The organism is Streptomyces nymphaeiformis (assembly GCF_014203895.1).
Lineage (GTDB): Bacteria > Actinomycetota > Actinomycetes > Streptomycetales > Streptomycetaceae > Streptomyces > Streptomyces nymphaeiformis.
The window spans coordinates 1-24,987 of record NZ_JACHJY010000024.1 but is presented as its reverse complement, the minus strand read 5'-3'; the positions used below and the strand labels follow the sequence as shown (position 1 = coordinate 24,987).

The window sequence follows — 24,987 nt, the reverse complement described above, 5'->3', positions numbered from 1 at the left end:
CCCCGCCGGGTCCGTGACCGCGCCCCGGGTGCGGTGCGGGTTCAGGGGCGGGAGCCCGGGCCCGGCGAGGGGCGCCGTCCGTGACGCACGGCTCAGTCCAGTACGCCCAGGTCCTGGTGGGCCGTCGGGACCTCTACCGTGCCCCGGTCGTCCACGAACGTCTGGATCGTGAACATCGGGGTGCCGTCCTCCGGGAGGGCCAGTGTCCGGGACGCGTAGACCTTGCCGCCGGAGAGCGGTTCGACGGTCAGTGCGTAGGAGCCCTTGAGGCCGCCGGGGACGAGGTCGGTCAGGACGGTCGTCGTGCCCGCCTTGACCGTGACGGTCTTCGACACCGGCGTACCCCCCTCGGAACCGGCCGAGGCGGTGACCTTGACCTGGGCGTCGGCGCCCGGGGCGGTCAGGGAGAGCGTCGTGCCCTTGGCCCGGTTGTCGGCGACCGTCGCGCGGGCGGAGACGGCGGCGACCGCCGGGACGAAAGCGATCTCGGTGTTCTCGCCCTTGCCGCGCACGACTTCGAGCGCCGCCACGACCGGGGTCGGCTTCTTCGGGTCGCTCGGGGTGAGCAGCAGGGAGCCCACCGCGCCCCGGGTGAGGTCCGGCAGGTCGGCCGCGGCCGTCATCCCGGACTTCACGTGGAGCGAGCCGCCGCCCGCCGGGACGATCGTGCCGCTCGCGGTGACCAGCTGGACCTTGAGGTCGGCGTCCTCCTCACCGGGGGCGAGGGCCACGAGCCGCACGGCGGTGGCGTCGGCCGGGATGCCCGGGAGCACCGCGGTGCTCGCCGGGTCGGCGGCCGGGGAGATCCAGTCGCTGCCGAGCTTGTCGTCGGCCGCGGCGAGGGCGGCGCCGACGCGTCCGCTGCGGGTGGTGACGTGGACGGTGACGTCCCGCTGCGCGGGCTGGCTCGTGAGGGTCGAGAGCAGTACCGGGACGGTGGAGTGGGCGGGGACCGGGATGCCCTCGGTGAACTGGGACTTGAGGACGCCCTCGGGGCCGTACAGCTCGATGTCGGCGACGGCGGCCGTGTCGTCCGGGTTGGTGAGGTGGACGTAGTCCTGGCGGTCCTTGCCGGTGGAGGCGGCCGGGAACCAGAAGTCGGTGTCGGGGGCGCCGCAGGAGAGGCCGAGGAGGCCGCGCGCGCCGCCCGCCGGGACGACGGTGGTCTGCTGGACGGTCCAGCCGGGGGCGAGGGTGCCGGTCGCGGCGCCGGTGACGGCGGGCACGGAGCCGCCGTCCGCCTCGGCGGTGACGGGCTTGCCGGGGGCGGTGACGGTGGCCGGCGCCTTGGCGGGCTTGGGCTTCTTGGCGGTGCCGTCCGCGGGCGCCGCGTTCGCGGCGGTCCGCAGCAGGGCCGTGGGCTGCTCGGTCCTGCCGGCGGCCTTGCCCGCGGCCGTGCCCGTCGGGGTGTACGAGGTGTACTGCGTCTCGGCCACCTCCGACGTGCTGGGGGCCGGGCAGACCAGGCCCGCGCGCTCCACCGGCAGCCGGGTGGTGGCCCCCGCCTCGGGGGCGGCGGCGCCGTCCGGGGCGGTGAGGGCCGCGAAGCCGGTGACGGCGGCGAGGGCCGTGGCGCCCGCGATCAGGGAGAGGGTCGTGCGCTTCACTGGTTGCTGCTCCCGTCGGGACGCTGCTCGGTCTCGTGGCCCTGGGGGTATCCGTAGCCGTAGCCGTACGGGTCGTACTGCTGCTGGTCGTACTGCTGGGGCTGGTCGTAGCCCTGCTGCTCGTACCCCTGCTGCTCGTAGCCCTGCTGGGGGTACGCGTACGGCTGCTGCTGGTACGGGTCGGCCGCGTAGTCCTGGTAGTAGCCCTGGTCGGCGTACTGCTGGGTCTGCGGCTGCTCCTGCGGTGCGGGGGCCTGGGCGTAGGCCGGGTCGTAGCCGCCGTCCCAGTCCTGTTCCTGGTCGCGGGGCTCGTAGGACTGCTGCTCCGGGATCGGGGCCGCTGCGTGCTCCGTGGACTCCGGGAACTCGGCGTTCTCGGCGTTCCCGAAGGTCTCCGTCGCCTCGGCCGCCGCGGAGGCCTCCGCGGCGGCGCGCAGGCGGCGGGCGCGGCGGCCGTCGCCCTCGGTGGCCTGGGCGGGGATCGCGAGCTCCTCCTCGGGGAGGTCGTCGTCGATCTCGCGGCGCCGCCCGGGCAGGGCGAGGACGAGCAGGACGAGGGCCAGGCCGGCCTGGGCCCAGATCCAGGCGGTGTGCCCGATCGGCTCGTCGTACGTGAGGTCGAGGCGGCCGCCCCCGGTGGGGAGTTCGAAGCCCTGGGCCCAGTCGTCGACGGTGGTCCTGGTCAGTTCCCTGCCGTCGAGGGTGGCGGTCCAGCCCTCGTCGGCGCGGTCGGCGAGGCGCAGGACGCGGCCCGCGGGTCCGGCCGGGATCTGCGTGTGCGCCTCGACGGGCCCGGCGGCGACGGCGACCGTCTTGGCGGTCTCCTCCGCGGCCGCGTCCTTCGTCGCGTCCTTGGACGCGGGCGGGACGATCATGACGCGGGCGATCTCGCGGTCGACGCGCCAGAGCGCGCTGCCGTCGAGCTGGCTGAGGCGGCTGAGGCCGGGCGTGGAGTCGAGGACGCGGCCCATCTGGCGCGGTGCTCCGTCCCGTACGAGGACGTAGCGGATCGCGTAGCCGCTGAGCTCCTGCGTCTGGTCGGCGCCGGAGCCGGCGACGAGGTGGGCGACGACCGCGTCGAGACGGGGGTCGGCCTCGGCGGCCTCGGTGAGTTCGGCGTCGCCGAGGCGGGCGCCGGAGCCGCGGACCAGGGTGTAGGCGACCTCGCCGGGCGTGCTGCCGCCGAGGACGAGGGTGCGGGGCTGGTCGCGGGTGCCGCTCTCCTCGGCGACGAACGCCGGGACCTGCACCGGGTCGCGGCGGGTCAGCGGGCCGTCGGCTCCGCCGATCATCCAGCCGGCGGCGGCGACGGCGGGGCCGACGGCGCAGGCGAGGGCGATGAGGGCGGCGACGGGCTGGCGCCAGCCGAAGCCGTGGGCGGCGACGCGGGTACGGCCGCCCTCGGCGCCGATCATGCCGGCGGCGATGAGGGCGGCGCCGTACACGAGGGTGGCGGGTCCGGCCCAGCCGGTGCCGCCGGCGCCGTTGGAGAGGACCGCGAAGAGGAGTCCGGCGAGGGCGGCGGCCCAGGCGGCGCGGACGGCGAGCTGCCGCTCCTCGCGGAGGAGGCCGGCCAGGCCGGCGAGGACGAGGCCGAGCAGGAGCAGGCCGCCGGTGGTGCCGGGGCCGCCGGGGCTGGTGCCGAGCAGGTCGAGCGCGGTGGCCGTGCCCGTACGGACGTCGACGCCGGCCTCGCGCAGGAAGGCGCCGGGGTCGGTGAGGAGGCTGAGCGACCAGGGCGCGAGGACGAGCACCGGGGTGCCGACGGCGGCCAGGAAGCGCAGTCCGTACGCGGTGAGGTCGGAGCGGTTCGCGACGAGCACGCCGAGGCCGAGGAGGACGGCGAGCGGCCAGACGACCGGGGTGAACGCCGTCGCGAAGGTGAGCAGGAAGGCGTACGCCCAGGTGGCGCGCCAGCTGCCCCGGTCGGGCCGGTTGAAGCCGTGGGCGGCGACGGCGGCGCGGGCGATCAGCGGGAGCAGGATCGCGAGGACGGCGGTGCCGAGCCGGCCGGCGGCGAGGGCCCCGGTGGCGGCGGGCAGGAAGGCGTACGCGATGGCGCCCCAGGCGCGCAGCAGCCGGGACTCGACGATGCCGCGGGCGGCGAAGTACGCGGTGAAGCCGGCGAGCGGGACCGAGCAGACGAGCAGCAGGGTCAGCGCGGTGGAGGTGGAGCCGAGGAACAGCGCGGAGAGCGCGGCCAGGACGGCGAGGTAGGGCGGGGCGGTCTGGGTGCCGCCGGTGCCGAGGGCGTGCCAGGAGTCGGCGTACCGCGACCAGAGCTCGGAGACGGTGTCGGGGGCGGGCAGCAGGGCGCCGCCGGCCAGGGAGCCGCCGGCGAAGAGGTTGCGGCAGGCGACCAGGGAGACCAGGAGGAGCAGGGCGAAGAGGACCGGTCCGGGTTTGCGGGCGATCTTCTTGAGCCGGGCGAACTGCTCGATCTCCAGGTAGTCGGCGTCGTCGCCGCCGGGTCCGGACTCGACGACACCGTGGCGGGAGCCGCCGGCGTCGGCCTCGTCGCCGCCGAAGTGGGAGGCGATCTGCTCGACGGTGGCGCGGAGGGTGGCGCCGGGCGCCGGGAAGAGGGACCGGAACTCGCTGTTGGGGACGGTCCGGTTCCTGCGGCGCTTGCGGGCGGCGAGGATCTTCTCGGGGCGCAGCAGGGTCGCGAGGAGGCCCATGACCTCGTCGACGGCCTGCACCGGGGCCTTGCCGACGAGGTAGGCGAGGGTGCGGACCAGGGTGCTGAGGACGAGCCGTACGAGGATGTACGGCAGGGCGCGGCCCCGGGTGTTGGCGAGGAGGGTGTGGACGGCGCCGGCCTTGTCGACGCGGTGCGGGTTGGCGGCGGTGCGTCCGGCGCAGTCGACGGTGCGGCGCTCGCGGGCGGAGGCCTCGGCGTGCCGCAGGACGGCCTCGGGGGCGATGAGGACGTGGTGGCCCGCGGAGTGCGCGCGCCAGCACAGGTCGACGTCGTCGCGCATGAGGGGCAGGCGCCGGTCGAAGCCGCCGAGCTCCTCGAAGACGTCGCGGCGGATGAGCATGCCGGCGGTGGAGACGGAGAGGACGGAGCGGACCTGGTCGTGCTGGCCCTGGTCCTGCTCGCGGCGGTCGAGGCCGGTCCAGCGGCGGCCGCTGCGGGCGATGCTGACGCCGGCTTCGAGGAGCTGCTTCCTGTCGTACCAGCCGCGCAGCTTGGGGCCGATGACGGCGGCGTCCGCGTCGGACTCGGCGACGCGCAGGAGTTCGGCGAGGGCGCCGGGCGCGGGGGCGCAGTCGTCGTGGAGGAGCCAGAGCCACTGGACCGGTTCGCCGTGCGGGAGTTCGGGGAGGTCGTACGCGTCGTCGTTCCAGGTCCGGCTGACGGGGTCCCAGCCGCTGGGGCGCTTCAGGTAGGGCAGTTCCTCGGGTCCGAGCAGCGGCGCGGTGCGCGCGGCCTCCTCGACGGCGGCGCCGAAGCCGGTGCGGCGCGCGAGGTGCAGGACGCGGTCGGCGCCGATGGCGTCGGCGACGAGCTGCGCCGAGTCGTCGGCGCTGCCGGTGTCGGCCGCCACCACGTTCTGCACGGGGCGCTCCTGGGCGAGCAGCCCGGCGAGCGCGTCGGGCAGCCAGCGGGCGCCGTCGTGGGTGACGAGCACGGCGGTGACGACGTGTCGCGGAAACTCAGGAGTTGAGGACATCGAGCTACGGGCCCTCCGGCCGGGGTCGCCCGCGGGGGGCGTGGGGAGCGTCTCGGACGGAGGCCCACACTAACGGCTGCACGCGGGGCGGTCCGCCGCCCTGTGGACAGACCGTGCGGAAGCGTGCACCTGCCCGCGGACGGTCCGGTGCGGAGGTTCGGGGCCCGGAAACGCAGAACGGTCCGCCGCCTGTGGCCTGTGCACAGGGGGCGGACCGTTCGGGGTGGTCGCGGGCCCGGACACGGTCCGGGGCCGGGTGCCGCTCAGACGGCGGCCTTCTTCAGCCGGCGTCGCTCGCGCTCGGAGAGGCCGCCCCAGATGCCGAACCGTTCGTCGTTCTGCAGGGCGTATTCGAGGCACTCGGAGCGGACCTCGCACGCGAGGCAGACCTTCTTGGCCTCGCGGGTCGAGCCGCCCTTCTCGGGGAAGAAGGACTCGGGATCGGTCTGGGCGCACAGTGCGCGCTCCTGCCAGCCGAGTTCCTCGTCCGCGTCCTCGACCAGCAGTTCCTGGAACAACTCGGTCATGTGCGCCCCTCGTCTGTTCTGTGCGTCCCCGTGATGTTGCCGGGGCGAAACCCGGCCGAACAACACGAGTGAAATTACAAGTTCGTGCTCTGTGCGAGTCAAGCCGAGATCTGCTATTGGGCCCCGTATTCACTCTGCGGAACCAAGCCTATGCGGAAAGTGTTCAAATCACCAAAAAACGTGACACATGCCGCCGGCCCGACCGCGTCGCGCCGCCCGCACGGAGGAGGACGTCGAGGACTTGGATCTTGTTGCGATCCGGCCACGGAAGCGATCCGGATCACAGTCCGATCACGCCCCCGGGATGTTTAAGGGTGCGGTCGATGCGCCATCTCTCCTGGTCCGCGCCTGAACAAACCTTTCTCCGGGCACAGTAACCGGATGAGGTGAAACATTACCCCCAAATCGGGCATTGAGTTGACAGTCGGGTGCCCCTCCGGCCACCTTGGATGCCATGCCAGCGACCACAGCGCCCTCCGCGACCCACAGCCGTGGGTTCCGCCGCGCTGTCCAAGCGCGCTGTTGCTGTTGCTGTCCCAGCTGTTGATGCCGTAGCGCTCCAGCCGCCGAAGCCGCAGAGCTTCGGCCGTCGGTGCCGCAGGGCTCCGGCTCCTTCCCCCAGCGTCACCCGCGTCACCCGTGTCACCTCTCTTCCGTGACCCCCCACCGCTTCTGTTTCTGCTGAGGAACCTCCCCACCCATGAACATGGACAGCGACCTTCAGATCGCCGGCGACATCCTCGAGGTCCCGCACCTCCTCCAGCCCGAGCGCGCCCACCCCGTCACCGTGGCCGAGTTCGCCGGCCTCGCGCGCTCCATCGCCGACGACCGCTCCCAGTGGGCCCCGTACGTCGAGTACGACGCCACCACCCGCTGGTACCACCGCCTGCGCACCGGCCCCGGCTACGAGGTCTGGCTGCTCTCCTGGGTGCCCGGACAGGGCAGCGGGCTCCACGACCACGGCGTCTCCTCCGGCGTCCTGACCGTCCTGCAGGGCGAGCTCACGGAGCGCACCGAGCGGGGAGTGCGGACGCTCGACGGCGGCGCGCAGCGGGTGTTCGCGCCCGGGTACGTCCACGAGGTCGTCAACGACTCCCTCGAACCGGCCGTCAGCCTGCACGTCTACTTCCCGGGTCTGACCGAGATGCCGATGCACGAGTTCCTCCAGGGCCAGTGCGCCCCGGCCGCCCCGGAGGTCCTGTCCGCCTGACAGGCCCGCCCGTCTCCCGACCACCACCCCTCATGCGATCAGCCTCCGGCTGACAGACTGTCTGCATGCGCATTGTGGTTCTGGCCGGCGGCATCGGTGGTGCCCGTTTCCTTCGCGGCCTCAAGCAGGCCGCGCCGGACGCGGAGATCACGGTCATCGGCAACACCGGTGACGACATCCATCTCTTCGGGCTGAAGGTCTGCCCCGACCTGGACACGGTGATGTACACCCTCGGCGGTGGCATCAACGAGGAGCAGGGCTGGGGACGTACGGACGAGTCCTTCGCCGTCAAGGAGGAGCTCGCGGCGTACGGGGTCGGACCCGAGTGGTTCGGCCTCGGCGACCGCGACTTCGCCACCCACATCGTCCGTACGCAGATGCTCGGCGCGGGCTACCCGCTGAGCGCCGTCACCGAGGCGCTGTGCGCCCGCTGGCAGCCCGGCGTCCGGCTCCTCCCCATGTCCGACGACCGCGTCGAGACGCACGTGGCGATCGAGGTGGAGGGCGAGCAGCGCGCGGTGCACTTCCAGGAGTACTGGGTGAAGCTGCGCGCCTCCGTCGACGCGAAGGCGGTCGTGCCGGTCGGCGCGGAGGCCGCGAAGCCCGCGCCCGGCGTGCTGGAGGCGATCGCCGAGGCGGACGTCATCCTCTTCCCGCCGTCCAACCCGGTGGTGAGCGTCGGGACGATCCTGGCGGTGCCGGGGATCCGTGAGGCGGTCGTCGCGGCCGGGGCTCCGGTCGTGGGCCTCTCCCCCATCGTCGGCGACGCGCCCGTGCGCGGCATGGCCGACAAGGTGCTCGCGGCCGTGGGCGTGGAGTCCACGGCGGCGGCGGTCGCCCTGCACTACGGCGCCGAACTCGTCGGCGGCTGGCTCGTGGACACCGTGGACGCGGGCGCGGTCGCGGAGGTCGAGGCGGCGGGCATCGCGTGCCGCGCGGTGCCGCTGATGATGACGGACCTGGACGCGACGGCGGCGATGGCGCGCGAGGCGCTGGCGCTGGCGGAGGTGGTGCGGGGGTGAGCGGGGCGGGAGGATCCGGCGCCGGCCGGGAGCGTACGGGGGGCGTCGGCGCGGGCGGCGCGGAAGCGGCCGCCGCCGTTGACGGTGCCGGGGTGACCGGGGTCGCCCCCTCGTACCGGGTCTGGGCACTGGCCGGGTTGCCCGAGGTCGCCGCCGGGGACGATCTCGCCAAGCTGATCGCCTCCGTGTCGCCGGAGCTCGTCGACGGGGACGTCCTGATCGTCACCTCCAAGATCGTCAGCAAGGCCGAGGGCCGGGTCGTCGCCGCCGACGACCGCGAGGAGGCCATCGACGCCGAGACGGTACGGGTGGTGGCGCGGCGCGGCACCCTCCGTATCGTCGAGAACCGGCAGGGGCTCGTCATGGCCGCCGCCGGGGTCGACGCCTCCAACACCCCCTCCGGGACCGTGCTGTTGCTGCCCGAGGACCCCGACGCCTCGGCGCGGCACATCCGTTCGGGGCTGCGCGAGGCGCTCGGCGTCGACGTCGGCGTCGTCGTGACGGACACCTTCGGGCGGCCCTGGCGTTCCGGTCTCACCGACGTCGCGATCGGCGCGGCCGGCGTGCGGGTCCTCGACGACCTGCGCGGCGGGACCGACGCGTACGGCAATCCGCTGAGCGCGACCGTGGTCGCCACCGCCGACGAACTCGCCGCCGCCGGCGACCTGGTGAAGGGCAAGGCGGCCGGGCTCCCGGTCGCCGTCGTCCGGGGCCTGCCCCACGTGGTGGGCGGCGACGGCGAGGAGGGCGCGCGGGCGCTCGTGCGCTCCGCCGCCGACGACATGTTCCGGCTGGGGACCTCGGAGGCCGTACGGGAGGCGGTGACGCTGCGGCGTACCGTACGGGAGTTCACCGACGATCCCGTCGACCCGGGCGCGGTCCGGCGCGCGGTCGCCGCCGCCGTGACGGCCCCGGCGCCGCACCACACCACGCCGTGGCGGTTCGTGCTCCTGGAGTCCGCCGGGTCGCGGACGCGGCTCCTCGACGCGATGCGGGACGCGTGGATCGCGGACCTGCGGCGCGACGGCAGGTCCGAGGAGTCCATCGCCAAGCGGGTCCGGCGCGGGGACGTCCTGCGCAACGCGCCCTACCTGGCCGTGCCCTGCCTCGTCATGGACGGCTCCCACCACTACGGCGACCCGCGCCGGGACGCCGCCGAACGCGAGATGTTCGTGGTGGCGGCCGGCGCCGGCGTGCAGAACTTCCTGGTCGCGCTCGCCGGTGAGCGGCTCGGCTCGGCCTGGGTGTCCTCGACGATGTTCTGTCGGGACGTCGTACGGGACGTCCTCGGGCTGCCGGAGGGGTGGGACCCGATGGGCGCGGTCGCGATCGGCCGCCCCGCGGCGCCGCCGAAGGAACGTCCGGCGCGGACGGCTTCGGAGTTCGTCGCGGTCAGGTAGGGACGGGTGAGGCCGGCGAAGGCGGCGGGAGCCGCCCGGTCGGGCCGGGGCGTCGGGTCGGCCGCTTCGGGGCGGCCTCGCCGTCAGCCGTGGTACAGCACCCGGACGAGGATCGTGTCGTCCGGGAGGCTGTCCACGTACTCGTTGAAGTACACGTCGTACGGGTGCGAACCGCCCGACAGCCAGCGGCCGTCGAGGGTGAGCAGGGCGATGGTGGGCAGGACCGCGTCCACGTCCCGCTTGACGAAGGCGTCGCGGTCCTCCCCGAACCACCCCACCGGGTCGAAGCCGAACCGCTCGTCGAGGGCCGGGTCGTCCCGGATCGCGCGGATCACCGGCTGGCGCGCGAAGTCCTCCAGCACCCGGTGCTCGGGGTAGGCCCCGGGGTCCTCGTGCGACTTCGTCCGGAAGTACGAGTAGGACAGGCTCGGCGGGTGCAGGGCGGAGAAGGCCCGCCAGGTGTCCCACCTCCGGCCCGCCGCCTCGGCGGCGTGCCGCCGCCCCGTGTCCAGGTCGAGCAGGCCCTTCGGGCCGCCGTCGCACAGCTCGCGGGGACGCGGCGGCCAGTCCTCGCCCCGGCCGTCCCGGACGATCAGCGGATCGTCCTCGTGGCCGCTCCGCACCGTGAACTCCAGGCCGCCCGAGGACACGTACCAGTAGTCCCACTCCCCCTGCCACTCCTCGTCGGGCCTGTCCGTCTGCGCGTCGTACTCGAAGGGCGCCATCGCGGCCGCCAGCGCGGGACGCAGGTCGTCCGGGGCGCACGGGGGCAGGCAGACGGTGACTCTTTCCTTGGCCACGCTTCTCCTCAGAGGGCGGTGATGTTCCCGGGCGTCATCCGGGGCGCCCTGCGGGGCGGTACGCGGCCGCTGAGGAGGATCAGGCGGGCCGCCCGGTGGCGCTGGCCCGCGTACGGCGCCAGGAGGTCCAGCATCGCCTCGTCGTCGGCCGTGCGGTCCCCCGCGAGCGCCCAGCCGACGATACCCGGCAGGTGCAGGTCGCCGGTCGTGACCTCGTCCGGGGCGCCGTTGCTGCGCTGGATCGTCTCTGCGCTCGTCCACGGGCCGATGCCCGGGACCAGCTCCAGGCGCCTCCGGGCCGCCGGCGGGTCCATGTGCGCGGCCTCCTCCAGGCGGGCCGCGACCCTCGCCGCGCGGACGATCGTGGCCGAGCGCTTGCCGTCGACGTTCGCGCGGTGCCACTCCCAGGACGGGATCCGCGTCCACGCGCGCGCGTCCGGCATCACGTACATGCCGTCCGGCGCCGGGCCCGGGGCCGGCTCGCCGTACTTCCGTACGAGCGTCCGCCACGACCCGTAGGCCTCGTGCGTCGTGACCTTCTGCTCCAGGACCGACGGGATCAGCGACTCCAGGACCAGGCCGGTACGGGTGAGCCGCAGGCCCGGGCGACGGCGGAGCGTCGCCAGGAGCAGCTTGTGGCGGGGGACGAACGCGGTCGGGTCGTCGTCCGCGCCGAGGAGCGCCGGGAGGGCCTCCAGGAGCCACTCCCGTCCGGGGCCCCAGGCCTCGGCTCCGTCGGTCCGGATCCGGATCGTGCCGGGGCCGTCCGGCGTACGGCTGGCCCGCCACACCGAGCCGTCCGGGGTCGCCCGGAAGGTCGGGTCGGCGGGGCCGCGGCGGAGGGGGCCGAGGGTGAGACCGAGGTCGAGCGCGCCCGTGGCCGCGGGCAGGGGGGTGTGGCCGCCGCGGACTGTGGTGCGGGTGGGGGTGGGCTTGGGTGCGAAGCGGCCGGCCATGGGTACGAGCGTAGCCCTGCTGCCGTGGGGGCCATCGTCCCTCTGGGGCGGGACGGGTGGGCACACGGGACGGCGCCCTCTAGCGGCGCCTCCGCGTTCCGCTCCCTGGCCCGCACCACCAGGGTGCCGTCACTCGTGGTGCGGGTCAGAGCGCGGGAGCCTCTGGCGCCGGCAGGGCGCAGGTCCGTTGTGCCCACCCGTTCCGCCCCTGCGGAACGTATGCCCACAACGGCGGGGCGCAGCCCACAACGGCGGGCTACTGGTCCGAGGAGAAGCGGACCGCGCCTGCGGGGAGGGTGGCGTTGCACCAGATGCGGACGCCCTCGCGGAGTTCGTTGTCCGGGCCCACCTGCGCCCCGTCCCCGATGACCGCCCCGCTCACCACCGTACGGGCGCCGATGCGCGCCCCCGCGCCGATCAGGGAGTCCGTGATCACCGCGCCCGGTTCGACGACCGCGCCCGCGAGGAGGGTGGAGCCGGACACCCGGGCTCCTTCGCCCACCACCGCGTCCGCGCCCACCACCGTGCCGCCGGTCAGCTTCGCGTCCGGGGCGACGCGGGCCGACGGCAGGACCAGGCGGTCGCCGCAGCGGCCCGGGACGGCCGGGGAGGGGGCGCGGCCCAGGACCAGGTCGGCGGAGCCGCGGACGAAGGCCTGCGGGGTGCCGAGGTCCAGCCAGTACGTGGAGTCGACCATGCCCTGGAGGTGCGCCCCGGAGGACAGCAGCTCCGGGAACGTCTCGCGCTCGACCGAGACCGGGCGGCCCGTCGGGATCGTGTCGATGACCGAGCGCCTGAAGACGTACGCGCCCGCGTTGATCTGGTCCGTGACGATCTCCTCCGGCGTCTGCGGCTTCTCCAGGAAGGCCGTGACGCGGCCGGTGGCGTCCGTGGGGACCAGGCCGAAGGCGCGCGGGTCCTCGACCCGCGTGAGGTGCAGCGAGACGTCCGCGCCGGAGGAGGAGTGGGTCGCGACGAGGGCCTGGATGTCCAGGCCCGTGAGGATGTCCCCGTTGAAGATGAGGACGGGCTCGTCGGGGCCCGAGTGCAGCCGGGAGGCGACGTTCCGGATCGCGCCGCCGGTGCCGAGGGGCTCCTCCTCGGTGACGTACTCCAGGCTGAGCCCGAGGGCCGAGCCGTCACCGAAGTGCGGCTCGAAGACCTCGGCCAGGTAGGAGGTGGCGAGCACGATGTGCTCGACGCCGGCGGCGCGGGCCCGGGCCAGCTGATGGGTCAGGAAGGGGACGCCCGCCGCCGGGACCATGGGTTTGGGCGTGTTGACCGTGAGGGGTCGCAGCCGTGTGCCCTTGCCACCGACCAGGAGGATCGCTTCTGTCACCTTGTCGTCTCTGCTTCCTGTTCGGGGCCGGTCGTCTCGCCCGTCTCGGTCGTCCGTGCGATATGACCGGTCAGTTTATGCAGATGGTTGCCTCCATGACCCCATCCGCGACGTCCGCGCCGCCGTCAGGGCCTTCCCTGGAACTTGGCCGAGCTCGTACGGGCCGTGCCGAGCTTGCTGTACAGGCGGCCGCCGGGGCATTCCGTCGCGAAGCCGTCGCGGTGGCCGGCGATGGAGTTGAAACGTACCGTCGTGCCCTTCTTGAACAGGTTTCCGCCGCCTGAGACCAGGTACGACGTCCCCTTCGGGTTCACCCCGTGCAGCCCCAGCTTCCAGGCCGTCAGGCGCGCCACGGCGGTCACGACGGCGGCCGGCGGGGTGCTCTTGCTGAAGGTGCCGAGGACGGCGATGCCCATGCTGTTGGTGTTGAAGCCGAGGGTGTGCGCCCCCATGACCGGCTTGGCGACGCCGCCGGCCCGGCCTTCGTAGATGTTTCCGCACTTGTCGACGGCGAAGTTGTAGCCGAAGTCCCGCCAGCCGCTGCTCTTCACGTGGTAGCGGTAGATGCTGCGGAGCACGGAGGGCGCCTGCTTGCAGGTGTAGTTGTTGCCGGTGGCGCTGTGGTGGACGAAGGCCGCCTTGATGGTCTTCGTGTAGACGAAGCCCTTCTCGCGGATGCTCTCGTCCGCGCCCCACCCCTTCCGGGTGATGATCTTGGGCTGGGGGCCGATGTACGGCTTGGCCGCGGCGGCCGCCGGGGCGGCGAGGACCGCCTGCGACTGCGGCACGTTCCGGACCTCGCGCTCGGTCTCCTCTTTGGAGAGCGCCGGGATCCATGTCGCTCCGTAGGGGGCGAGCCGGGCGTTCACCGCGCTCGCCTCCACCTCCGCATCGCTCATGCCGGCCAGGGTGGCGGGGGCCATCGCGCTGCGGGTCTGCGGACCTGCCCCTTCCGGCACGGTCCGCTCCGGTGCGGTCCGCTCCGGCTCGGCCGCCGGGGCCTCCCCCGGGTCGACCAGTTCGAGCCGGAGGCCCGCCGGGAGCCGTTCCTCCCCCCGTACGCGGATCTCGACGCCGTCCGAGTCGCCCACCCACAGCGGGGCGGTGGAGCCGCGGAGCGCGCGGGCGGAACCCTCGGCGGTGCCCGGGTCGGCGCCGTGCTCCTCGTTGTGGGTCTCCACGTCCTGCCACTCCGACCAGGCGCCGCCGCCGACGGCCCGGGTGCGGACCTGCACGGTGCCGTGCAGCGGGGCCTTCGGGTCGTTCCAGACGACGCCGACGAGCGAGAAGGGTCTGACGTTCCGTCGGCCGAGCCCCTGCTCGCCGGAGCCGGCCGCGCCGCCGAGGGCACGGTTGGCGGCGCCGAGCGGTTCGAGCGGCAGCGACTGGGTGGAGCCCGGGAGTTCGGGCGCGGGTGGCAGTGCGAGGGCGGCCGCGGGTGGCGCCGAGGCCGCCGCCGGCACGGTGAGGGAGACCGGCAGGGCGAGCACCGCCGCGCAGGTGACGGCGATCGAGGAGGCGAGTGAGGCACGCATGGGCCGATCGTGCGTACCGCCGGGGCGTTCCGCGCGCCGGGATCCGGCCGGGAAACTGACGGGCCGTCGGGCCGACCGGAGGACGGCGTCACCGGTACGGCGGACCCCGGCGTACGCGCGCGCGTACGCTGTCGGGCGTGAACGCCAGCGACCGCACCCCTGCCGACCTGCTGCGATCCGCGCTCGCCGCGGACCCCGCCCGCCCCTTGGTCACCTTCTACGACGACGCCACCGGTGAGCGCGTGGAATTGTCCGTCGCCACCTTCGCCAATTGGGTGGCCAAGACGGCGAACCTGCTCCAGGGCGAGCTGTCCGCCGGACCCGGCGACCGGCTCGCGCTGCTGCTGCCCGCGCACTGGCAGAGCGCCGTCTGGCTGCTGGCCTGCGCGTCCGTCGGGGTGACCGCGGAGATCGGCGGGGACCCGGCGGACGCGGACGTCGTGGTGGCGGGTCCCGACGCCCTGGAGGCGGGGCTCGCCTGTTCCGGGGAGCGGATCGCGCTCTCCCTGGCCCCGCTGGGCCGCCGCTTCCCGGCCGCGCCCGCCGGATACGCGGACTACGCGGTCGAGGTGCCGAGCCAGGGCGACCGGTTCGCCCCGTTCGTACCGGTCGATCCGGAGGCTCCCGCGCTCGTCGTCGACGGTACGGAACACAGCGGGGCCCAGCTCGTCGAGCAGGCCCGCACGGACGCGGCGGCCCTCGGCCTCACCCCCGGCTCCCGCCTGCTCTCCGGCCTCGGTTACGGGGACTGGCAGGGCCTCTCGTCCGGCCTGTACGCCCCGCTCGCGGCGGGCGGCTCCGTGGTCCTGTGCCGGAACCTGGACGCGCTCGCCCCGGAGGGTCTGGAGAAGCGCGTGGAGAGCGAGCGGGTGACGCACACGGCGCTCTGAGCGGCCCGACGAGCACACCCATCCACCCACACGCCGGCACCGGGCACTCCACACCAGCCGAGCGCCCGGCCGTCACGTTCCGGCATCTACCCCGACACACCTGGGCGTGGTTCCACCACCAGAAACCCTCGCCTCCGGTACATGATCGGCCGGGGGGAGTCGACTCCTTCCGCACAACCATGCGTCGGGTTCGGCCGTCTCCTTCAGTGACCGGTGGACGCCCGGCGCGCCGCCGACGCCCGAAGGACGGACCAGACGTGACGGACCGTGCAGGCACGCCCGCCGAACCGGATCCCCCGGCAACGGAGGACGGGGCTCCCGACGCCCAGGAGGAGCCGCGACGACGACGGCGCCACTGGCTGCGCTGGACGGCCCTCGGCTGCTCGGTCGTCGTGCTGGCCGCCGCCGGGGTCGGCTGGTGGTTCTACCGGAAGCTCGACGACAACATCACCACCGACACCACGGCCGCCGCCGAGCTGCAGAGGTACGAGAAGGAGCGCCCTCCGGCGGGCGCCACCTCCGCGCGGAACATCCTGCTCATCGGCTCGGACACCCGGGCCGGCGAGGGCAACCGGAAGTACGGCAGGGACCAGGGCACCCAGCGCTCCGACACGACGATCCTGCTGCACCTGGCGGCGGGGAGGGCGAGCGCGACGGCCGTCTCCCTGCCGCGCGACCTGATGGTGACGATCCCGAGCTGCCGCAAGGCGGACGGGACCCGCACCCGGGAGCAGTTCGCGCAGTTCAACTGGGCGTTCGAGTTCGGCGGTACGGCGTGCACGATCCGTACCGTCGAGAAGCTGACCGCGATCCGGATCGACCACCACATGGTGATCGACTTCCGGGGCTTCAAGAAGATGGTGGACGCCGTCGACGGGGTGGAGGTCTGCCTCAAGGAGCCCGTGGACGACCGGGACGCGAAGCTGAAGCTGCCCGCGGGCCGCCAGACGCTCCACGGGGAGCAGGCCCTCGGTTTCGTACGGGCCCGCAAGTCGATCGGGAACGGCAGCGACACGGAACGCATGGACCGCCAGCAGCAGTTCCTCGGCGCCCTCGTCAACAAGGTGCAGAGCGACGGGGTGCTGCTCAACCCGACGAAGCTCTACCCGGTCCTGGACGCGGCCACGAAGGCGATCACCACGGACCCGGGCCTCGACTCGCTGCGGGACCTGTACGACCTGGCGCGGGCCATGCGGTCCATCCCGACGGACAAGGTGCAGTTCCTCACCGTCCCCCGCCGGTCCTACCGATACGACGCCAACCGGGACGAACTCGTACAACCCGCCGCGAACGACCTCTTCCGGCAACTGCGCGAGGACAAGCCCGTCCTGGTGACGCCCGAGAGCGAGAAGAAGGGCGGCGACGGGAAGCCCGACGACACGGAGACGACGGGACCCTCCGCGACGCCGACCTTCACGGGACGGAACGCGGCGGAAGGGGTGTGCGAGTAAAGCGCGAACCAAGGGGAGAGCGGACAGCGATGAGGTTTGGGCAAATTGCCCGGTTGTAAGGTGCGTGGAATTTGTCACGGACGTCGCCCCACGCTGAACTGGGCGGATAGTGTGACGCGATCCGGTGCACCCCGACCGCGTGGTCGCACTCATAAGGATCGAAGACCGAGAGAGCGGCGCCCTGTGGGGGAGGCGCCTCGCGTGGCACCGACGGAGGACTCGAGTAACCGTGGACGCGCACAGCCGTGGACGGGCGGACGAGATCGACCCCGCCGACCAGTGGGTCCTCAACCCGCGGACCGGCAACTACGAACTGCGACTGGACCACTCCGCTGGGCAGTCACGACCGCAGGCCCCGTCCCGCCCCCGTAGAACCACCGCTCCCTCGCCGGCCGACGGCCCCGCCGATTCGCCGGTGCCCGGCCAGCGCCGCCGCCGCGCCCCCGAACCGGCCGACGCCGGCCAGGTCCCGCCGCAGAGCCGCCGCAAGCGCAAGCAGGGCAAGCAGGGCGCAAGCCGCAAGAAGAAGGTCCTGCTGTGGACCGGCGGCACGATGGCCTTCGTCCTCGTGGGCGGCGCGGCGGGCGCGTACGCGCTCTACAACAAGCTGAACAACAACCTCGACGTCGTCGACGTCGTCGGCAAGAACACCAACGCCGGGTTCGCCAAGGGCAAGGCCTTCAACATCCTGGTCATCGGCACCGACAAGCGCACCGGCGAGGGCAACGGGGGCTACGGCGACAAGAACAGCCCCGGCCACGCCGACACCACGATCCTCTTCCACGTCTCCAAGGACCGGACGAACGCCACGGCGCTCTCCATCCCGCGCGACATGAAGACCGACATCCCCGAGTGCCAGTCGCGCCAGCCCGACGGGACCATCAAGACGATCCCCGCCGAGACGGACGTCCGCTTCAACGTGAGCCTCGGGCAGGACGGCCGCGACCCGGGCTGCGTCATGCGCACGGTCGAGGAGCTGGCCGGCGTCCAGGTCGACCACTTCATGATGGCCGACTTCAACGCCGTCAAGGAGATGACGACCGCGGTCGGCGGCGTGAAGGTCTGCGTCGCGAAGGCCGTGAACGACCCGAAGTCGCACCTGAAGCTGCCCGCGGGCGAGTCGGTCGTGAAGGGCGAGCAGGCCCTCGCCTTCGTCCGCACCCGGCACAGCTTCGGCAACGAGAGCGACCTGGACCGCATCAAGGTCCAGCAGCAGTTCCTGAGTTCGATGATCCGGCAGATGAAGTCGAACGAGACGCTGACCGACCCGGGCAAGCTGTACGACCTCGCCAACGCGGCGACGAGCGCCCTCACCGTCGACTCGGGCATAGGCTCGCTCACCAAGCTGGAGGACCTGGCCCGCGAGCTGTCCTCGATCGACACCAAGAACATCGCGTTCACGACCCTGCCGGTCATCGACAACCCCGCCGAGAAGATCAGGGCGACGGTCGTCCCCGACCCGGTGAAGGCGCCGCAGCTGTTCGCGATGCTCCAGTCCGACACCTCGCTCACCGAGGTGAAGAAGAAGCAGCAGGACGCCAAGAACGCGCAGGCCGCACTCCTCAAGGGCACGCGGTCCACCGCCGCCGAGGTGCGCGTCGACGTCTACAACGGCAGCGGCGTCACCGGCGCGGCCCAGTCGACGATCAACTGGCTGCAGAACGAAGAGGGCGTGACCCGCTCCAGCAACAAGAGCAACGCCCCCGAGAAGGCGGCGAAGACCACGCTCACGTACGCACCGAACCAGGCCGATCAGGCCCGCAAGCTCGCGGACATGATGGGTCTGCCCGCCACGGCTCTCAAGCCGGGCACGCAGGACGCCGGGGAGCGCGAGCCCATGACGCTCGTCCTCGGTGCCGACTTCAAGGGCGCGGGGGTGCCCATCGCCGGACCGGCAAAGGCGCCGAAGGATCTGGTGAAGGTGGAAGCTGACAAGCAGATTTGCGCCAAGTGACCCGGGAACACCGGGGCTTGACGTTATTCTGACCGACGAGGGGACCTGGGGTGGGACAGAACAGCGTGCGTGGGGAGGGAACGCGGAAACGCGTTCCACGCGCCCGTGAACTGGGCTGGGACGACGATCTGCACGGCGCCGGCGCGGCGACCGGCGCGGGCGGCGGTCCGTCCGAGGAGGCAGCGGAGGGCGACGCCACCGCGTCGACCCGCGCCTCGCGCCGACGCGGCGGCGGTACGGGCCCGAGCGGGCGCGCCGCGACGCGCCGGCAGGCGAAGAAGACCGGCAAGCGCAAGGCCATGCGCTGGGTGGCGATCACCCTTTCCGTGCTGATACTCGGGACGGCCGGCGCCGGATACCTGTACTACGAGCACCTCAACGGCAACATCCGCGGCGGCAGCCGCGCGGGCGGCGACAGCGGCGTCAAGAAGGGCGCACCGAACGCGCTGGGCGACACCGCGCTGAACATCCTGCTCATCGGCTCCGACGACCGGAGTGACGAGAAGAACATCGCCCTCGGCGGCGGCCGGGACGACAAGAACCGCCCGCCCCTCGCCGACGTGCAGATGCTGCTGCACGTCTCGGCCGACCGGAAGAACGCCTCGGTCGTCTCGATCCCGCGCGACACCGTCCTCCACATCCCGGAGTGCAAGGACGACAAGGGCACCTCCTACCCCGCCACCGACAACCGGCCCATCAACGAGTCGCTCCAGCGCGGCGGTCCCGGCTGCACCCTCACCACCTGGGAGAGCCTCACCGGGGTCTACATCGACCACTGGATCATGGTCGACTTCGCCGGTGTCGTGGCCATGGCCGACGAGGTCGGCGGCGTCCCGGTCTGTGTGAAGTCCGGCGTCAGCGACCACCCGACCAAGGCGCAGCCCGGTGGCTCCCACCTGAAGCTGCCCGAGGGGACGCACGAGGTCAAGGGCGTGCAGGCGCTCCAGTGGCTGCGCACCCGGCACGCCTTCGGCAGCGACCAGAACCGCGCCAAGGCCCAGCACATGTACATGAACGGCATGGTCGCGAAGCTCCAGCAGCAGAACGCCTGGACCGACACCGGCCGCCTGATGGGCCTGGCGGAGACCGCCACCAACGCCCTCCAGGTCTCCGACGAGATCCGTTCGGTGAAGGGGCTCTTCGATCTGTCGATGCAGCTCAAGAACGTGAAGCTGAACCGCCTCACCACGGCGAACATCCCGACGGCGGAGTGGCCGCAGGACCGCAACAAGAACATCCTCGTCAAGTCCTCGGCCGACAAGATGTTCCGGATGCTCCGTGACGACGTCGCCTTCGACAAGAACGGCGACCCGGCCGGCAGCAAGCCGAAGCCGACCACCTCGGCCAAGCCCAAGGCCACCGCCGAGGCGCCCGGTTCGCTCGGCGTGACGGTCGTCAACGGCACCGGCAGCGACACCGAGCCCGCCGCCGAGGGCCGCGCCCGCGCGATCGCCGAGCTCCTCCAGGGCAAGGGCTTCGCCCAGGCCGAGTCCTCCCAGGAGGGCGGCAACCGCCCGGACACCGTGGTCACCTACCCCAAGGGGGACGGCGACCAGGGCAAGGCGAACGCCCGGTCCGTGGCCAAGGCGCTCGGGCTGCCCGACTCGGCCGTCCGGGCGGACGCGAAGGCCGAGAACCTCACGCTCGTCGTCGGCGCCGACTGGCGCGAGGGAACGGTCTACAAGAAGCCGGCCACCGAGGCCGGTGACATCCCGGACGGCGCGCAGGTGATCCGGGGCGACCAGAAGGACTGCATGGAGATCTTCGACCCCTACAAGTGGGACGGCAAGAGCTGACCCCACGCGATGCGCACGAAGGCCGGGCCCCTGGAAAGGGGCCCGGCCTTCGCCGTGTTCGTGCGCGGTGCGTCAGACGCGCTCCGCCTTCACCGCCGGGCGGCGGCTCGCGATGACCTTCTTCGCGAGGGAGCGGGGGCTGGTGAGGAAGCCGAAGCCCCAGGACATGTGCATGGTCGCCAGGGCCACCGGGATCTGCAGGCGGGCCTTCAGGGACAGGCCCTTGCCCGCCGGGAGGGAGCCGGCCGTGATCGCGGCGAGGTAGCCGGCCGGGATCACGAAGCCGAGCGGGGTGAGGGCGGCGCCCACGACGAGGCCGGCGGCGATCGCGACGACGGCGGTCGGCGGGGCCAGGTAGCGCAGGTTGATGGAGCCCTGGTGGTAGCGGGCCACCACGTGGCGCCAGCGGCCGTAGTCCTTGTACTGCTTCGCCAGCGCCTTCACCGAGGGCCGCGGGCGGTACTGGACGCGGAGCTCCGGCGAGAACCAGATCAGGCCGCCGGCCTCGCGGATGCGGAAGTTCAGCTCCCAGTCCTGGGCGCGGATGAACTCGACGTTGTACCCGCCCTGCTGTTCGAGCGCCTCGCGCCGGAAGACGCCCAGGTAGACCGTCTCCGCCGGGCCGGCCTCGCCGCCCGTGTGGAAGGCGGCGTTGCCCACGCCGATCTTCGAGGTCATGGCGGCGGCGACCGCGTCCTCCCAGGCGTTCTCGCCCTCGGCGTGCATGATGCCGCCGACGTTCTGCGCGCCGGTCTCCTCCAGGAGCCGGACCGCGGTGGCGATGTAGTTCGGGGAGAGCATGCCGTGGCCGTCCACGCGCACCACGATCGGGTGCGTGGAGGCCTGGATCGCCGCGTTCAGCGCGGCGGGGGTGCGGCCGGTGGGGTTCGGCACCGTCTGGACGCGGCGCTTGTCCGAGGCGGTTTCGCGGACGAGCTCGGCGGCGATCTCGTCCGTGCGGTCCGTGGACGGGCCGAGGGCGATCACCACCTCCATCTCGCCGTCGTACTCCTGCTCCAGGATGTGACGAACCGAGGTGCGCAGGTGCCGTTCCTCGTTGAGGACCGGCATGATCACGGAGACGGGGGGCGTGGCGTTCATTGCCCGCCACGTTACCGCGAATGGGGGACACCGGTGCGCGCCGAGCGGGTGGTGCGCCCTTGCGCTGATCGTATGGGCCTACCGTGCTCACGGTTCCCCTGTCCCACCGCGGAGGTGTCCGTCCGTGCCCACACCGCCCCGCACGCCCCGTCCCCGGCCCGCCGCCCGCCGCGCACCGGTCCGCAGGCGGCGGAGGCGCCCGCGGTGGGGGATGCGGATGGCGACGGCGCTGTCCGTGACGGTCCTCGCGGCCGGCGGGATCGGGCACGCGGTGGTGACCGGCCTCGACACCGGGATCACCCGCGTCGACCCCTTCAAGGACATGAAGAACCGGCCGCAGGCCGGGCACGGGATGAACGTCCTCGTCGTCGGGACGGACGGACGGGACCGGATCACCGCCGAGGAGAAGAAGAAGTACCGGCTCGGGGGTGCGCCCTGTCACTGCACCGACACCGTCATGCTCGTCCACATCTCCGAGGACCGGGAGCGCGCCAGCGTCGTCAGCCTGCCCCGTGACTCGTACGCCGAGATGCCCGAGCACACCGACGTGAACAGCGGCCGGAAGCACCGGGCCCACCCCGTGAAGCTGAACGCCGCCTACGCCGAGGGCGGGCCCGGTCTGACCGTGCGGACCGTCGAGTCGATGACCGGCGTCAAGATCGACCACTACCTGGAGGTCGACTTCACCAGCTTCATGCGGACCGTCGACGCGGTCGGCGGCGTGCAGATCTGTACGACGCGGCCGCTGAAGGACTCGTACACCGGGCTCGACCTCTCCCCCGGCACCCATGAGCTCGACGGCGGGCAGGCCCTGCAGTACGTGCGCTCCCGACACATCGACGGGGCCGCCGACCTCGGCCGCATGCAGCGGCAGCAGCGGTTCCTGGCGGCGCTGATCGAGCGGATGACGACGGGCGGGGTGCTGCTCAACCCGGTGCGGTTCCGTGAGGTCGCGACGACGATGCTGAGCTCCGTACGGGCCGACGAGGAGTTCGGTACGGATCAGCTGCTCGCCCTCGCCAAGGCGATGCACGGCTTCACGCCGGCCTCGTCCGAGTTCGTGTCCGTGCCGATCGGGGACATGAGCTTCCCCGTGAAGGGCATCGGCTCGACGGTGAAGTGGGACGCGGCGAAGGCGCAGAAGCTGTTCCAGGCCGTGCGGGACGACCGGCCGCTGGCGGCGGCCGCGCGCGCGGGGACCCCGGCGTCGGGGAAGGCGCCCAAGGCCGCCGTCGTGGACGTGCCGCCGCGGACGATCCGCGTGCAGGTCTACAACGGGACCCGGACGGACGGCCTCGGCCGGAAGGTGGACGACGCGCTGCGCGCCACCGGCTTCGACACGACGCGCACGCCGCAGACCGAGGCCGGGAGGGAGCGGGGGCGGACGGTGGTCGAGTACGACCCGCGGTGGGACCGGTCGGCGAAGTCGCTGGCTGCGGCCCTGCCCGGGGCCGAGCTGCGGGCGGTCGCGGGGCGGGGGCCGACGATGCGGGTGACGGTGGGCGGGAACTACAAGGGGGTCGCGGCGGTACGGGCGGAGACGGGCGGCGCGTCGTTCGAGGCGGTCACGGGGGACCAGGTCGTCTGCCCGTGACCAGCGTCGGGCAATCGTCCCGCCGGGTCGGAACGACTGCCCGCAACGGGCGTCAGTCCTCGTAGCCCTCGGCCGCCCGGCGTTCGCGCAGTTCCTTGATGGCCTGACGGCGGGCCAGGCGGTGGGTGCGGCGGATCTGGGCTTCCTGGTTGCGGCGCTTGTCCTGCTCCGTCTCCGGGATGACCTGGGGGACCCGGCGCGGCTTGCCGTCCGCGTCGACGGCCGCGAAGACGAGGTAGGCGGAGCCGACCTGCGTCGCGGGCGTGGACTCGTTCCAGCGCTCGGCCATGACCCGTACGCCGACCTCCATGGAGGACCGGCCGGTCCAGTTGACCTGGGCCTTCACGTGGAGCAGGTCCCCGACCCGTACGGGTTCGAGGAAGGCCATCTCGTCCATCGACGCGGTGACCGCCGGCCCGCCCGAGTGGCGGCCGGCGACGGCGCCCGCCGCGTCGTCCACCAGCTTCATGATCACGCCGCCGTGCACCGTGCCCAGGAGGTTGGTGTCATGGCTGGTCATGATGTGGCTGAGGGTGGTGCGGGAAGCGGAGGTCGGCTTGCCCGGGATTCCGTCCGGGGTATCGCCCTGGTCTGTCATGTCCTCCACCTTATGCCGGTTCCCCGGGCCGTCGCCGTTCGGTCCCCTTTGCATCAGCTTGGCAACAGCAGCGGTCCGATCCTCCACCCGGGCTGTCGTCCGGAAAGGGCCTCCCGGCACACTGTTCCGTATGAATGACTGGCCCAATCAGCCCGAGGGACCCCGCCGGATGAGCCACGTGCAGCGCCCGCAGGTTCCGCAGCAGCCGCCGCGGTCCCAGCAGGGCTACGGCCAGGGGGGCCAGGGGTACGACCCGAACTTCACGCAGGCGCAGAACCAGGGGTACGACTCCGGTTACAGCTCCGGCCAGGTGTACGGCGGTCCCCAGAACCAGGGCGGTCACGGCGGGGGCGGCATCCCCCCGCAGTACGCGCCTCCCGGGCCCGGCCGGCCCGCGCCGGACTGGCGCAAGCGCATCAAGATCGGCTCGATCGTGCTCGTCGTGGCGGTGATCGGCTGGGGCGTCGGCACGTACGCCTGGGCCAGCTCGCGGATGCGCAACGAGGTCGACCTCTCCAAGGTCATCGAGCGGCCGGCGGAGGGCGACTGCACGACGTACCTGATCGTCGGCTCCGACAGCCGTGAGGGCATGACCGCCGAGGAGAAGAAGAAGCTCCACACCGGCTCCGCCGAGGGCAAGCGGACCGACTCGATGATGATCCTCGCGGCCTGCTCCAGCGGGAACACGATGGTCTCGCTGCCCCGTGACTCCTGGGTGACGATCCCGAACTTCGTCGGCTCCGAGTCGGGCAAGTCGTACCCGGCCCGCGGCGGCTCCAAGCTGAACGCGGCCTACGCGATGGACGGCCCCGAACTGCTCGTGCGGACCGTCGAGTTCAACACCAACCTGCACATCGACCACTACGCCGAGATCGGCTTCGCCGGCTTCGCGAACATCGTGGACGCGCTCGGCGGCGTCGAACTGAACATCGACAAGGGCTTCAAGGACAAGAAGTCCGGCGCCGACTTCCAGGCCGGCACGCAGACCCTCGACGGCGAGCAGGCCCTGGCCTTCGTCCGTACCCGGTACGCCTTCGCCCAGTCGGACCTCCAGCGGACGAAGAACCAGCAGAAGTTCCTCTCCGCCCTCGCCAACCAGGCGGCGACGCCGGGCACGATCCTCAACCCGTTCGCGCTGTACCCGACGCTCGGCGCCGGTCTGGACACGCTGATCGTGGACAAGGACATGTCGCTGTACGACCTCGGGAAGATGTTCTTCGCGATGAAGGGCATCAGCGGCGGCGACGGCAAGTCGATGAACATGCCGATCAACGGCACCGCTCCGCAGAACTCCCTGAAGTGGGACATGCCGAAGGTGAAGCAGCTCGTCGAGCAGATCAAGAACGACGAGCCGGTGACCGTCACCTCGGACCGCTGACCCGATGACGGGAAAGGGCGCCCCCTGAGGCAGGGGGCGCCCTTTCGCGCGCCCTACGGGAGGTTGCGGGCCATGACGATGCGCTGGACCTGGTTGGTGCCCTCGTAGATCTGGGTGATCTTGGCGTCGCGCATCATGCGCTCGACCGG

19 protein-coding genes are annotated in these 24,987 nt (G+C 72.7%); 9 read left to right on the top strand and 10 right to left on the bottom strand.

Going from position 1 to position 24,987, the window contains the following annotated elements:
- Nucleotides 1-92: 92 nt before the first annotated feature.
- From GGE06_RS41725 to GGE06_RS41715, 3 genes are all read right to left on the bottom strand, one after another.
- Entirely contained in the window at nt 93-1,607 is a 1,515-nt protein-coding gene (locus GGE06_RS41725) for a DUF5719 family protein (RefSeq protein WP_116160667.1), read from the bottom strand.
- Nucleotides 1,604-5,287: a glycosyltransferase family 2 protein gene (locus GGE06_RS41720; RefSeq protein WP_184933302.1), complete on the bottom strand. Its 3,684-nt coding sequence runs from the start codon at nt 5,285-5,287 to the stop codon at nt 1,604-1,606. Before GGE06_RS41720 ends, GGE06_RS41725 begins: the two co-directional genes overlap by 4 nt.
- Before the next feature lie 263 nt (nt 5,288-5,550).
- Nucleotides 5,551-5,814 carry a WhiB family transcriptional regulator gene (locus GGE06_RS41715; protein ID WP_015033978.1) on the bottom strand — a complete coding sequence of 88 codons (264 nt, stop codon included), beginning with the start codon at nt 5,812-5,814 and terminating at the stop codon, nt 5,551-5,553.
- Nucleotides 5,815-6,514: 700 nt separating this feature from the next.
- Here GGE06_RS41715 and GGE06_RS41710 point away from each other — a divergent pair.
- From GGE06_RS41710 to GGE06_RS41700, 3 genes are all read left to right on the top strand, one after another.
- A complete protein-coding gene (locus GGE06_RS41710) occupies nt 6,515-7,024 on the top strand; it encodes a cysteine dioxygenase (RefSeq protein ID WP_116160664.1) in 510 nt (169 codons plus the stop codon).
- A 65-nt stretch (nt 7,025-7,089) separates the two neighbouring features.
- Nucleotides 7,090-8,046 carry a 2-phospho-L-lactate transferase gene (gene cofD / locus GGE06_RS41705; RefSeq protein ID WP_116160663.1) on the top strand — a complete coding sequence of 319 codons (957 nt, stop codon included), beginning with the start codon at nt 7,090-7,092 and terminating at the stop codon, nt 8,044-8,046.
- 92 nt (nt 8,047-8,138) lie between these two features.
- Nucleotides 8,139-9,446, top strand: coding sequence for a coenzyme F420-0:L-glutamate ligase (locus GGE06_RS41700; RefSeq protein ID WP_184933301.1), 1,308 nt, complete (start codon nt 8,139-8,141; stop codon nt 9,444-9,446).
- An 83-nt stretch (nt 9,447-9,529) separates the two neighbouring features.
- On the opposite strand, the gene GGE06_RS41695 is transcribed toward GGE06_RS41700, so the two are convergent.
- The 4 genes from GGE06_RS41695 to GGE06_RS41680 all read right to left on the bottom strand — a co-directional run bounded on the left by GGE06_RS41695 (nt 9,530) and on the right by GGE06_RS41680 (nt 14,076).
- The gene (locus tag GGE06_RS41695) at nt 9,530-10,246 is read right to left on the bottom strand and encodes a hypothetical protein (RefSeq protein ID WP_116160661.1); all 717 of its coding nucleotides are present in this window, start codon (nt 10,244-10,246) and stop codon (nt 9,530-9,532) included.
- 8 nt (nt 10,247-10,254) lie between these two features.
- Entirely contained in the window at nt 10,255-11,202 is a 948-nt protein-coding gene (locus GGE06_RS41690) for a DNA-3-methyladenine glycosylase family protein (RefSeq protein WP_184933300.1), read from the bottom strand.
- Nucleotides 11,203-11,458: 256 nt separating this feature from the next.
- Nucleotides 11,459-12,541, bottom strand: a complete 1,083-nt coding sequence (manB, locus tag GGE06_RS41685) for a mannose-1-phosphate guanylyltransferase (protein WP_116160659.1) — start codon at nt 12,539-12,541, stop codon at nt 11,459-11,461.
- Nucleotides 12,542-12,666: 125 nt separating this feature from the next.
- On the bottom strand, nt 12,667-14,076 hold the full coding sequence (locus tag GGE06_RS41680) for a peptidoglycan recognition protein family protein (protein ID WP_184933299.1): 1,410 nt from the start codon (nt 14,074-14,076) through the stop codon (nt 12,667-12,669).
- 137 nt (nt 14,077-14,213) lie between these two features.
- Here GGE06_RS41680 and GGE06_RS41675 point away from each other — a divergent pair, with 137 nt between their 5' ends.
- From GGE06_RS41675 to GGE06_RS41660, 4 genes are all read left to right on the top strand, one after another.
- Nucleotides 14,214-14,966 carry a TIGR03089 family protein gene (locus tag GGE06_RS41675; RefSeq protein ID WP_116160657.1) on the top strand — a complete coding sequence of 251 codons (753 nt, stop codon included), beginning with the start codon at nt 14,214-14,216 and terminating at the stop codon, nt 14,964-14,966.
- On the top strand, nt 14,885-16,417 hold the full coding sequence (locus GGE06_RS41670; protein WP_376773655.1) for an LCP family protein: 1,533 nt from the start codon (nt 14,885-14,887) through the stop codon (nt 16,415-16,417). Before GGE06_RS41675 ends, GGE06_RS41670 begins: the two co-directional genes overlap by 82 nt.
- 229 nt (nt 16,418-16,646) lie before the next feature.
- The gene (locus GGE06_RS41665) at nt 16,647-18,371 is read left to right on the top strand and encodes an LCP family protein (RefSeq protein ID WP_116160655.1); all 1,725 of its coding nucleotides are present in this window, start codon (nt 16,647-16,649) and stop codon (nt 18,369-18,371) included.
- A 50-nt stretch (nt 18,372-18,421) separates the two neighbouring features.
- Entirely contained in the window at nt 18,422-20,167 is a 1,746-nt protein-coding gene (locus GGE06_RS41660) for an LCP family protein (protein ID WP_184933298.1), read from the top strand.
- A 72-nt stretch (nt 20,168-20,239) separates the two neighbouring features.
- Here GGE06_RS41660 and GGE06_RS41655 read toward each other — a convergent pair whose 3' ends face one another.
- The gene (locus GGE06_RS41655) at nt 20,240-21,268 is read right to left on the bottom strand and encodes a glycosyltransferase family 2 protein (protein WP_116160654.1); all 1,029 of its coding nucleotides are present in this window, start codon (nt 21,266-21,268) and stop codon (nt 20,240-20,242) included.
- 124 nt (nt 21,269-21,392) lie between these two features.
- Here GGE06_RS41655 and GGE06_RS41650 point away from each other — a divergent pair, with 124 nt between their 5' ends.
- Complete coding sequence (locus GGE06_RS41650) at nt 21,393-22,862, top strand: LCP family protein (RefSeq protein WP_446696918.1); 1,470 nt, start codon at nt 21,393-21,395, stop codon at nt 22,860-22,862.
- A gap of 52 nt (nt 22,863-22,914) precedes the next feature.
- Here the strand turns inward: GGE06_RS41650 and GGE06_RS41645 are convergent, their stop codons facing one another.
- Nucleotides 22,915-23,460, bottom strand: a complete 546-nt coding sequence (locus GGE06_RS41645; protein WP_116160652.1) for an acyl-CoA thioesterase — start codon at nt 23,458-23,460, stop codon at nt 22,915-22,917.
- 169 nt (nt 23,461-23,629) lie between these two features.
- Between GGE06_RS41645 and GGE06_RS41640 the strand changes: the two genes are divergently transcribed.
- Nucleotides 23,630-24,838 (top strand): LCP family protein, encoded by a 1,209-nt coding sequence (locus GGE06_RS41640; RefSeq protein WP_116160651.1) that lies wholly within the window; start codon nt 23,630-23,632, stop codon nt 24,836-24,838.
- A 53-nt stretch (nt 24,839-24,891) separates the two neighbouring features.
- Here the strand turns inward: GGE06_RS41640 and GGE06_RS41635 are convergent.
- Nucleotides 24,892-24,987: acyl-CoA dehydrogenase family protein (locus GGE06_RS41635; protein WP_157849844.1), on the bottom strand; the 96-nt coding region annotated here is incomplete at its 5' end.